General features: G+C 72.0%; 11 protein-coding genes. 4 read left to right on the forward strand and 7 right to left on the reverse strand.

Features of this window, described 5'->3' with window-relative positions; translation table 11 throughout:
- Positions 1–50 precede the first annotated feature (50 nt).
- Genes dapF through ACWEJ6_RS38130 form a run of 3 tightly spaced genes read right to left on the reverse strand, consistent with a single transcriptional unit; the run spans position 51 to position 2,349 of the window.
- A complete protein-coding gene (dapF, locus tag ACWEJ6_RS38120; RefSeq protein WP_387672349.1) occupies positions 51–863 on the reverse strand; it encodes a diaminopimelate epimerase in 813 nt (270 codons plus the stop codon).
- A 9-nt stretch (positions 864–872) separates the two neighbouring features.
- Positions 873–1,778, reverse strand: a complete 906-nt coding sequence (miaA, locus tag ACWEJ6_RS38125) for a tRNA (adenosine(37)-N6)-dimethylallyltransferase MiaA (protein WP_452430174.1) — start codon at positions 1,776–1,778, stop codon at positions 873–875.
- Positions 1,779–1,818: 40 nt separating this feature from the next.
- Positions 1,819–2,349: a methylated-DNA--[protein]-cysteine S-methyltransferase gene (locus ACWEJ6_RS38130; protein ID WP_358291934.1), complete on the reverse strand. Its 531-nt coding sequence runs from the start codon at positions 2,347–2,349 to the stop codon at positions 1,819–1,821.
- On the opposite strand from ACWEJ6_RS38130, the gene ACWEJ6_RS38135 reads away from it, so the two are divergent.
- Positions 2,348–3,250 carry a ribonuclease Z gene (locus tag ACWEJ6_RS38135; RefSeq protein WP_358291932.1) on the forward strand — a complete coding sequence of 301 codons (903 nt, stop codon included), beginning with the start codon at positions 2,348–2,350 and terminating at the stop codon, positions 3,248–3,250. The genes ACWEJ6_RS38130 and ACWEJ6_RS38135 overlap by 2 nt on opposite strands.
- A 22-nt stretch (positions 3,251–3,272) precedes the next feature.
- On the opposite strand, the gene ACWEJ6_RS38140 is transcribed toward ACWEJ6_RS38135, so the two are convergent.
- The 3 genes from ACWEJ6_RS38140 to ACWEJ6_RS38150 all read right to left on the reverse strand — a co-directional run bounded on the left by ACWEJ6_RS38140 (position 3,273) and on the right by ACWEJ6_RS38150 (position 5,350).
- Positions 3,273–3,944, reverse strand: coding sequence for a hypothetical protein (locus tag ACWEJ6_RS38140; protein WP_452430177.1), 672 nt, complete (start codon positions 3,942–3,944; stop codon positions 3,273–3,275).
- 38 nt (positions 3,945–3,982) lie between these two features.
- On the reverse strand, positions 3,983–4,729 hold the full coding sequence (locus ACWEJ6_RS38145; RefSeq protein WP_452430179.1) for an isocitrate lyase/PEP mutase family protein: 747 nt from the start codon (positions 4,727–4,729) through the stop codon (positions 3,983–3,985).
- An 81-nt stretch (positions 4,730–4,810) separates the two neighbouring features.
- Complete coding sequence (locus tag ACWEJ6_RS38150; protein ID WP_364343351.1) at positions 4,811–5,350, reverse strand: flagellar basal body-associated FliL family protein; 540 nt, start codon at positions 5,348–5,350, stop codon at positions 4,811–4,813.
- Positions 5,351–5,675: 325 nt separating this feature from the next.
- Between ACWEJ6_RS38150 and ACWEJ6_RS38155 the strand changes: the two genes are divergently transcribed.
- On the forward strand, positions 5,676–6,122 hold the full coding sequence (locus ACWEJ6_RS38155) for a hypothetical protein (RefSeq protein ID WP_452430181.1): 447 nt from the start codon (positions 5,676–5,678) through the stop codon (positions 6,120–6,122).
- A gap of 57 nt (positions 6,123–6,179) precedes the next feature.
- Here ACWEJ6_RS38155 and miaB read toward each other — a convergent pair whose 3' ends face one another.
- Complete coding sequence (gene miaB, locus ACWEJ6_RS38160; protein WP_387672328.1) at positions 6,180–7,673, reverse strand: tRNA (N6-isopentenyl adenosine(37)-C2)-methylthiotransferase MiaB; 1,494 nt, start codon at positions 7,671–7,673, stop codon at positions 6,180–6,182.
- A 137-nt stretch (positions 7,674–7,810) separates the two neighbouring features.
- On the opposite strand from miaB, the gene ACWEJ6_RS38165 reads away from it, so the two are divergent.
- Both ACWEJ6_RS38165 and ACWEJ6_RS38170 read left to right on the forward strand, forming a co-directional pair.
- The gene (locus ACWEJ6_RS38165) at positions 7,811–8,566 is read left to right on the forward strand and encodes an amino acid ABC transporter ATP-binding protein (RefSeq protein ID WP_358291921.1); all 756 of its coding nucleotides are present in this window, start codon (positions 7,811–7,813) and stop codon (positions 8,564–8,566) included.
- A gap of 25 nt (positions 8,567–8,591) precedes the next feature.
- Positions 8,592–9,443: a glutamate ABC transporter substrate-binding protein gene (locus tag ACWEJ6_RS38170; protein ID WP_358291919.1), complete on the forward strand. Its 852-nt coding sequence runs from the start codon at positions 8,592–8,594 to the stop codon at positions 9,441–9,443.
- Positions 9,444–9,508: the final 65 nt, after the last annotated feature.

The following is a 9,508-nucleotide window of genomic DNA, read 5'->3' on the forward strand; positions in this document are numbered from 1 at the left end:
TCAACCCCTCCTCGGTTCGGAAATTGGACCCAGCATCCCTCAGGAGAACATCATTCTGCAAGCATCAGCTCGCCGCTCGCCAGGATCACCGCCGGGCCGGACAGGTAGCTCGTGTCCTCGTCGAGGATGACGGTCAGCGAGCCGCCGGTGACCTCGACGGTCCAGGTGCCGGTGGTGTCGCCGGACATGTGCGCGGCGGCCACGGCGGTCGCCACGGCGCCGGTGCCGCAGGAGCGCGTCTCGCCCGAGCCGCGCTCGTAGACCCGCATCACCACGCGGCTGACGCCGACCGGGTTGAACAGCTCGATGTTGACGCCGGCCGGGAACACCCCGGTGTCGAAGCCCGGCTGGTGGCTGAGGTCGAGCTGGACGACCGGGTCGCCGATCGCGCAGGCCAGGTGGGGGTTGCCCATGTCGACGTGGAGACCGGGGTACTCGTGGCCGCCGACGCCCGCCACGCTCTCGCCCAGCACGGCCGGCTTGCCCATGTCGACCGTGATGTCGCCGTTGGGCTCGACCCGGACCCGGCGCGGGCCGCCCCTGGTGGCCAGGGAGAACTCCGTCCCCTCCACCAGCCCGGCGTCCACCAGGTAGCGGGCGAAGACGCGTACGCCGTTGCCGCACATCTCCGCGACGCTGCCGTCGGCGTTGCGATAGTCCATGAACCAGTCGGCCACCGCGGCCTGCTCGGCCACCTCGGCGTGCTGCTTGGTCCGGGCGACCCGGAGCACGCCGTCGGCGCCGATCCCGGCCCGCCGGTCACAGATCTTGGCCACGAGCGCGGCCGTCACTTCCACGCCGTCGTCGGGATCGGGCAGGATGACGAAATCGTTCTCGGTGCCGTGCCCCTTGAGAAACCGCATTGCCTGAGTTTATGCCGCACCCGGGTCGGCGATGTGCGCCAGGGATCGTTCAAGCAGGTCGGGGGCGTCGTACGGGAGCCAGCGCACCCGCGGGTCGCGGCGGAACCACGACTCCTGGCGGCGGGCGAAGCGCCGGGTGGCCCTGACCGTCTCGGCGAACGCCTGCTCCTCGGTCCACTCGCCCTCCAGGAACCGGATGACCTGGGCGTAGCCGAGCGCGCGGCCCGCCGTGCGCCCCTCGGCCAGGCCCTGCCCGAGCAGCGCGCGGACCTCCTCGACCAGGCCCGCCGCCCACATGCGCTCGACCCGCAGCTCGATGCGCTCGTCGAGCACGCCCCGCGGCACCTCCAGGCCGAGCTGCACGCTGGGATAGACGGCGTCGTAGGACGGCATGGTGGCCGAGAACGGCCGGCCGGAGTGCTCGATCACCTCCAGCGCGCGCACGATGCGGCGGCCGTTGCTCGGCAGGATCGCCTCGGCGGCGGGCGGGTCGAGCTCGCGCAGCCGCGCGTACAGGGGGGCCGGGCCGCGCTCGGCCAGCTCCGCCTCCAGCCGGGCCCGGATCACCGGGTCGGTGCCGGGGAACTCCAGGTCGTCGAGGGCCGCCCGGACGTAGAGGCCGCTGCCGCCCACCAGCACCGGGACGTCGATCTTCGCGAACAGCTCCCTGGCCAGCCGCTGGTACTCGGCGACGCTGGCCGTGACCGTGACGTCCCAGATGTCCAGCAGATGGTGGGGGACGCCGCGCTGCTCGGCGGGGGTGAGCTTGGCCGTGCCGATGTCCATGCCGCGGTAGAGCTGCATGGAGTCGGCGTTGACGCACTCGCCCCCGAGCCGGAGCGCGAGGTCGACGGCGAGATCGGACTTCCCGGCCGCCGTGGGGCCCACGACGGCGATGACTGGCTGCTGGCGCACACCGACCAGTGTGTCAACTGTCCAGGTGTGGACGGACCACCTACAGGTCGAGGAGCGTCGGCTGGAGGTATCCCTCGTGGGTCAGCAGCCAGCGCTTGGTCTCCACCCCCACGCCGCCGCTGAACCCGCCCAGCCCGTTGCCCGCGACCACCCGGTGGCAGGGCACGATGATGGGGATCGGGTTGGAGCCCATGATCGAGCCGATGCCGCGGGCGGGCACGCTCGACCCGGCCCGCCGGGCCAGCTCGCCGTAGGTGACGGCGGTGCCGTACGGGACGCGGTGCAGGGCCTGGAGCACCTGCAGCCGGGAGCCGGTCATCAGCCGCCAGTCCACGGGGGTGCTGAACGTGCGCAGCTCTCCGGCGAAATATGCGTTCAGCTCGGCGACCGCGCAGGCCGTACGATCCGCATCATGAACCTCAGCCAGGCCGAGGCGGCCGGCCAGTCCGGCGGGCGACCCCCATCCCGAGGCGACCAGCCCCCGCTCGGTGACGGCCAGGACGAACGGGCCGACCGGCGTCGGCACCTCGGCGAACGCGACCGTGGACAGCGTGGACTGCGTGGTCATCATGTCCTCACGTGAACTCGTGGTGCTGGGCACCTCCAGCGCGGTGCCCACCCGACACCGTAACCACAACGGGTACCTTCTGCGCTGGGACGGGCAAGGCTACCTTTTCGACCCGGGCGAGGGCACGCAGCGGCAGATGCTGCACGCCGGGCTGAGCGCGAACGACGTCCACTGGCTGTGCGTGACCCACTTCCACGGCGACCACTGCCTGGGCGTGCCCGGGGTCGTGCAGCGCATCGCCCGCGACCGGGTGCGCCATCCGGTGCGCGCGGTCTTCCCCGCCGCCGGCGAGACGTACTGGCGCCGGCTGCGGCACGCGGCCGCGTTCGCCGACACGAAGGTGATCGAGGAGCATCCGGTCTCCGGCGCGCTGGCCGGGGTGGGGCCGCTGATCGCCCGCCGCCTGTCCCACCCCGTCGAGTCGTACGGCTACCGCGTCCAGGAGCCGCCCGGCCGCCGCATGCTTCCCGACCGGCTGGCCCGCCACGGCATCCGCGGCCCGGAGGTCGGCGAGCTCCAGCGCACCGGCTCGGTCCGGGGCGTCACGCTCGCCGAGTGCAGCGAGCCCAGGCCGGGGCAGAGCGCCGCGTTCGTCATGGACACCCGCCTGTGCGACGCCGTGTTCGAGCTCGCCTTCGGGGCCGACCTGCTGGTGATCGAGTCGACGTTCCTGTCCGCCGAGAGCGCGCTGGCCAAGGAGTACGGGCACCTGACGGCGTTCGAGGCGGGCGTGGTGGCGGCCGACGCGGGGGTGCGCAGGCTGGTGCTCACGCACTTCTCCGAGCGGTACGGGTTCGCCGAGGAGCCGGCGTTCGTGGCGGAGGTACGCCGCAGCTACGACGGCGAAGTGATCACCGCCCGCGACCTGATGCGCATCCCCGTCCCCCGCCGCCCCCAGGCCTGACGCGCCTCCCGGCGCCGCCTCGTCAGCGCCACACGCCCGTGAAGTAGCCGACGCCGTAGGGCGAGGACCGCATGAGCAGCGTGCCGGTCAGCGGCGTCCCCTCGGCGGCGCCGGCCAGCACCTGGAGGGCCGCGCGGCCGGTCACCCACAGCCGGTCGGCCTCGACGGGGTCGAGCGCGGCCAGCGCCGCCGCGTCGGCCCTGCCGACCGCCTCGGCGATCAGGTCGTCGTACGGCCCGGCCGCCTCGTCGTACCGGCCCGGGGCCCGCGGGGTCAGGCAGGCCGAGCCGTCGGCCATGACCAGCAGCGCGACCCGTCCGAGGGCGGCCAGCCCGGCGCCGATCGCCCGGCACTCGGCCGGATCGGCGTCAAAGGCGACCGCCTGCCCGGGAACCCCGTCGGCGTCGGTGGCGGGGAGCTGTTCGGGGTCGTTCAGGAGGCGGCGGCCGACGGTCAGGGACAGCGGCAGCACGGGCCGGCCCTCGCCCACCGTGATGTCGAAGCCCCAGGGCCGCAGGGTGCCCGCCGCGGCGCCGTCGTAGGAGCGGGTCGCCTCCGCGCCGCCCACCACGACCAGCACGTCGGGACGGGCGGCCCGGAGCGCGGCGACCGCGGTACGACAGGCCGCGCGCAGCTCGGGCAGCCCGGTCACGATCAGCGGGGTTTGCGGGCAGACGGCCGCGGCGACAAGCACGAGCGCAAGCGTACGCGCCACCCGCCCCAACCCGGCGGTCAGGTCGTGTAGGGGTCGTGGCCTTGTGCGATGGCGGCGAGCAGGCCCTGGGTGTAGGCGTGGGCCGCCTGGTGGAGGCCGCCGCCGAAGCTGATCCTGGCCACCCCCAGCTCCGCCAGCCGCGCGTACGACGGCGCCTTCGGCCGGAACAGGATGTTCACCGGCCCGCCCACCTCGGCGACGAGGGCCGCGATCTCGCCCTCGTCCGCCAGCGTGATCGGGTACACGCAGTCGGCCCCGGCCTCCAGGTAGCGCCGCCCGCGCGACACCGCCGCCGCCCGGTCGCGCACGCCCCGCACGTAGGTGTCGACCCGGGCGTTGATCACCAGGGCGTCGCCCGCGGCCGCCCGCATCCCGGCCAGGAAATCCGCCTGCGCCCCGGCGTCGACCAGCTCATCGGTCCGCGGGTCGGAGTCCTCCACGTTGCAGCCCGCCGCCCCCGCCTCGGCCAGCCGCTCGGCCAACTCACCCGGCGCGAGCCCGTAACCGCGTTCGACGTCGGCGGTCACGGGCACGTCCACGGCCCTGGCGATGCGGGCGATGGCGGCCATCATCTCGCCGACCGGGGTGCTCTCGCCGTCGGCGTACCCCAGCACGCGGGAGACGGCCGCGCTGCCGGTGGCCACCACCGGGAACCCGGCCTCCTGGACCGCGCGCGCCGAGGCGGCGTCCCAGACGTTGGGCAGGATCAGCGGGCTGCCGGGCACGTGCAGCCGTCGCAACGTGGCCGCTCTGTCAGTCGTCATGCCCGGCACCCTACGAGGACGGCCGGCTCTCCAGCAGATCCATTACCGGCCGGAAAGGGCGAGCCACTTGGGGGCGGTGTCTCAGCAGCCGCTCTTGGCGCACTGGCCGCTGAGCACCCCAGCGGGGCCGTCGGCGGGATTGTCGCCGTCCGGCTGCGGGGCCTTGGCGGACGGCGTGCCGGGCTTCTTGCCGGTGCCCGTCTGCGTCGTGCCGCCGGTGCCGCCGGTGCCGTCGGAACCGGTCGATCCCTTGTCGGCGGGGTCGGAGCCGCCGCCCGTGTCCGTGACGGCGTCGCCCATGGCGGAGTCGTCGGAGCCGTCGGTGGGCAGGCCGTCGTCGGGGGCGTCGGTGGTGGCGTCGCCCATGGTGGCGTCCTCGTCGGCCTCGAACACCTCGTCGCCGGCGCTCGTGGCCGGGGACGGGCGGCCGGAGCCCTGCTCCTGCTGGGTGCTCTGGCCGGGCTTGGCCGCCAGCAGGTAGCCGGCGCCGCCCGCGGCGAGCACGCCAACGAGGGCGAACGCGGCGATGACGGCGGTCTTCCTGCTCTTGCCGGGGGGTCTCGGGGACGAGCCCGGCCCGGAGAGGATCTCCTGACGATCCGTCTCGGTCGGATCATGCATGGTGGTGCAGCTCCCTGCGGTCGTATCGGGGAAAGCTCGCCGGCTTCCGCGGGTGATGGACCACACTAGCCGCATCAGCGGAATGCTCGCACACCAATCACAAAGGAATCACGACTTGTCCCCCCAACGATCTGTTTGCCCAGGTGGCCGTCCCCGGCTGGGCGCCGCGGCCGGGGCGGCCGGGGTACTCGTCACGGCCGGGCTCGGGATTTTCCTCGCATTCACCAGTTCTCCGGAATCGCGCCCGCAAATCCGCCGTGAATTCGATCAGGAAACACCGCTTATCCCAAGATCGTATTTTCCTTCGCAGATCGCGGGCTCGCCGGTGGCCGAGCCGTCCCCGGCGCCGCCCACCCCGTCGGCGGGCCCCTGGTCGCCCGGCCCCTGGTCGCCGGGGTGGATGGAGGCCGTGCCGGCGCCCGACCGGCCCACGACGGCGGAGCCCGAGCCGGGCGAGCCCTCGCTCCCTTCGGGCAGGGGCAGGCCGGTGAAGGGCGAGCTGTCGTCGCCGCTCTCGCCCAGGGCGCTTCCCACGCGTCCGCCGCTGGTCGCGCCGCCGCGTCCGTCCCGGCGGGCCGCCGTACGCCGTCCGGCTCCGCACGCGTCCCCGCAGGCGCCGCCCAGGGAACGGGTCGTCCCCGAGCCGGACCGTCAGGCGCCTCCCCCGCCGCCGCCTCCCTCCGTACGGGCCGGCGGCCCCGATCCGTGCGCCACGTTCGACGACTTCCGCCGGCAGCCGTGCTACAGCTTCCTCGACCGTCTCAGGCGCTGACCCACACGCGACACCCCGCCGTCCCGAAGGAGCGGCGGGGTGTCGGAACGCGGTGGCTCAGTGGGCCGAGCAGGCTCCGGCGGCCGGGGCGGGAGCCGCCGGGCGGCCGACGGACGGCATGCCGAGCAGCACGCCGGCCCCCTTCGCCGGGGCGCCCTGGCGCGCCTCCCAGGCGTCGCCGGCCCGCGTGCGCCGCACCGCCCGGACCGCGCCGTCGGCGACCAGGTGGTGGGGGGCGGCGTAGGTGACCTCGACGGTGACCATGTCACCGGGCCTCGGGGTCTCCTCGCCCACCGCGAAGTGCACGAGCCGGTTGTCGGCGGCGCGGCCGGACAGGCGGCGCGTGGCGTCGTCCTTGCGGCCCTCGCCCTCGGCGACCAGCACCTCCAGCGTGCGGCCGACCTGCTTCTTGTTCTCCTCCCAGGAGATCTCCTCCTGCAGGGCCACCAGGCGCTCGTAACGCTCCTGGACGACCTCCTTCGGGATCTGGTCCTCCATGGTGGCCGCCGGGGTGCCCGGACGGATGGAGTACTGGAAGGTGAAGGCGTTGGCGAAGCGGCTCTGCCGGACGACGTCGAGGGTGGCCTGGAAGTCGTCCTCGGTCTCGCCGGGGAAGCCGACGATGATGTCGGTCGAGATGGCCGCGTCGGGCATGGCGGCCCGCACCCGCTCGATGATGCCGAGGTAGCGCTCGGCCCGGTAGGAGCGGCGCATGGCCTTCAGCACCCGGTCGGAGCCCGACTGCAACGGCATGTGCAGCTGGTGCATGACGTTGGGCGTCTCGGCCATGGCGGCGATGACGTCGTCGGTGAAGGCGGCCGGGTGGGGCGAGGTGAAGCGCACCCGCTCCAGGCCCTCGACGTCGCCGCAGGCGCGCAGCAGCTTGCCGAAGGCCAGCCGGTCGCCGAACTCGACGCCGTAGGTGTTGACGTTCTGGCCGAGCAGCGTCACCTCCAGGACGCCCTGGCCGACGAGCGTGCGCACCTCGGACAGGACGTCGCCGGGACGGCGGTCCTTCTCCTTGCCGCGCAGCGACGGCACGATGCAGAACGTGCAGGTGTTGTTGCAGCCGACCGAGATCGCGACCCACGCCGCGTAGGCCGACTCGCGCTTGGTGGGCAGCGTGGAGGGGAAGACCTCCAGCGACTCCTTCAGCTCGACCTGCGCCTCGCCGGCCACCCGGGCCCGCTCCAGCAGCACCGGCAGGGATCCGATGTTGTGGGTGCCGAAGACGACGTCGACCCAGGGCGCCTTGCGGACGATCTCGCCCTGGTCCTTCTGGGCCAGGCAGCCGCCCACCGCGATCTGCATGCGCGGGTTGTCCATCTTGGCCGGCCGCAGGTGGCCGAGGTTTCCGTAAAGGCGGTTGTCGGCATTCTCCCGCACGGCGCACGTGTTGAACACGACGACGTCGGCCGTCCGGCCGTCGGGGGCCGGCACGTAGCCGGCGTCTTCCAGCAGGCCGGAAAGGCGCTCGGAGTCGTGCACGTTCATCTGGCACCCGTATGTGCGCACTTCGTACGTGCGGGCGCTCTCCTGGGTCACAGTCATGGCAGGTTCAAGGGTAGTCGTTGTCCGGCTCGCGGCAGCCGCCCCCGTCTAAAACACCAGCTTGACGGCTCGATGTGACCGGATCGGTACCACCTGGTTAGTGACCAGCGTCTTAATGACCTCTACCGTTTTGGTCCATGACGGAGAACGGCGACGCCACTCCACTCGTTCAGTTGGAGGGCGTCAACAAGCGCTTCGGGGCGTTGCACGTCCTGAAGGACATCAACTTGACCGTCTCTCGTGGCGAGGTTCTGGTGGTCATCGGGCCTTCGGGCGGTGGAAAGTCCACGCTGTGCCGGACGATCAACCGCCTGGAGACGATCGACGACGGCAGGATCGTGTTCGACGGCCAGGTGCTGCCCGAGGAGGGCAGGGGGCTGGCCAGGCTGCGGTCCGAGGTCGGCATGGTGTTCCAGTCCTTCAACCTGTTCGCGCACAAGACCATCCGCGAGAACGTCACGCTCGGCCCGATCAAGGTGCGCCGCAAGGACCGCCAGGCGGCCGACGCGCGGGCCATGGAGCTGCTGGAACGGGTGGGCATCGCCGCGCAGGCGGACAAGTACCCGGCCCAGCTCTCCGGCGGCCAGCAGCAGCGGGTCGCGATCGCACGTGCGCTGGCCATGGACCCGAAGATGATCCTCTTCGACGAGCCCACCTCGGCCCTGGACCCGGAGATGGTCCAGGAGGTGCTCGACGTGATGATCGGGCTGGCACGTGACGGCATGACGATGATGGTCGTCACGCACGAGATGGGATTCGCCCGCCGGGCCGCCAACCGGGTGGTCTTCATGGCGGACGGGCAGATCGTGGAGGAGAACACCCCCGACGAGTTCTTCACCAACGCGCAGACCGACCGCGCGCGTGATTTCCTTTCGAAGATCCTCACGCACTGAGATTTTGAGGCAGGTATACATGCACATGCGTCGTTTGGGAGCGGTGGTCACGGGAGTGGGCATGCTCGCCGCCCTGGCCGCCTGCGGCGGTGACAAGACCTACGCCAGCGTCCTGGAGAAGGTTCAGGACGGCGGCAAGGTCGTGGTCGGCACCAAGTGGGACCAGCCGAGCCTGGGCTTGAAGAAGGGGTCGGAGCCGGAGGGCTTCGACGTCGACGTCGCCAAGGCCGTGCTGAAGGAGATGAACGGCGGCAAGGACGCCCAGATCGAGTGGAAGGAGTCGGCCTCCTCCAACCGCGAGCCCTTCCTCCAGAACGGCACCGTCGACATCGTCTTCGCCACGTACTCCATCACCGAGGAGCGCAAGGCCAAGGTGTCCTTCGGCGGCCCGTACGTGATCGCGCACCAGGACATCATGGTCCGCAAGGACGACGCCGCGATCAACGCCCCGCAGGACCTCAAGGGCAAGAAGATCTGCAAGGCGGCCGGCTCCAACTCCTACAAGCGCGTCACCGACCCGCCCCCGGACGGCAAGCTCGACATCGACGCCACGACCGTCGACGCGGCCAACTACTCCGAGTGCGTGCAGAAGCTGTCGGGCAGCAACCTCGACGCCGTCACCACCGACGACCTGATCCTGGCGGGCTTCGCCAAGCAGGCCGGCGGCAACTTCAAGGTGCTCGGCCAGGGCTTCACCGACGAGAAGTACGGCATCGGCCTGAAGAAGGGCGACACCAAGACGTGTGAGGCCGTCAACACCGCGGTGAAGAAGATCTGGGACAACGGCACCATGAAGCAGCTGCTGGAGAAGTGGTTCGGCGGCATCGAGGGCCTGAAGCTGTCGGAGACCGCGCCCCCGGCCGAGGGCTGCAGCTAGTCACGCCAGAGGGTCTTCAGGGAGGGGTTCACGACGAAGGCCGCCCTGTCGGGGCCGCGTGGCCT

The sequence above is a fragment of the Nonomuraea sp. NPDC004702 genome (assembly GCF_053601695.1).

What these genes read in the sequence shown, in the direction of transcription:
- dapF (WP_387672349.1), bottom strand. Translation starts at nt 863, where the DNA reads ATGCGGTTTCTCAAGGGGCACGGCACCGAGAACGATTTCGTCATCCTG.
- ACWEJ6_RS38135 (WP_358291932.1), top strand. Translation starts at nt 2,348, where the DNA reads ATGTCCTCACGTGAACTCGTGGTGCTGGGCACCTCCAGCGCGGTGCCC.
- ACWEJ6_RS38130 (WP_358291934.1), bottom strand. Translation starts at nt 2,349, where the DNA reads ATGATGACCACGCAGTCCACGCTGTCCACGGTCGCGTTCGCCGAGGTG.
- ACWEJ6_RS38145 (WP_452430179.1), bottom strand. Translation starts at nt 4,729, where the DNA reads ATGACGACTGACAGAGCGGCCACGTTGCGACGGCTGCACGTGCCCGGC.
- ACWEJ6_RS38150 (WP_364343351.1), bottom strand. Translation starts at nt 5,350, where the DNA reads ATGCATGATCCGACCGAGACGGATCGTCAGGAGATCCTCTCCGGGCCG.
- miaB (WP_387672328.1), bottom strand. Translation starts at nt 7,673, where the DNA reads ATGACTGTGACCCAGGAGAGCGCCCGCACGTACGAAGTGCGCACATAC.
- ACWEJ6_RS38165 (WP_358291921.1), top strand. Translation starts at nt 7,811, where the DNA reads ATGACGGAGAACGGCGACGCCACTCCACTCGTTCAGTTGGAGGGCGTC.
- ACWEJ6_RS38170 (WP_358291919.1), top strand. Translation starts at nt 8,592, where the DNA reads ATGCGTCGTTTGGGAGCGGTGGTCACGGGAGTGGGCATGCTCGCCGCC.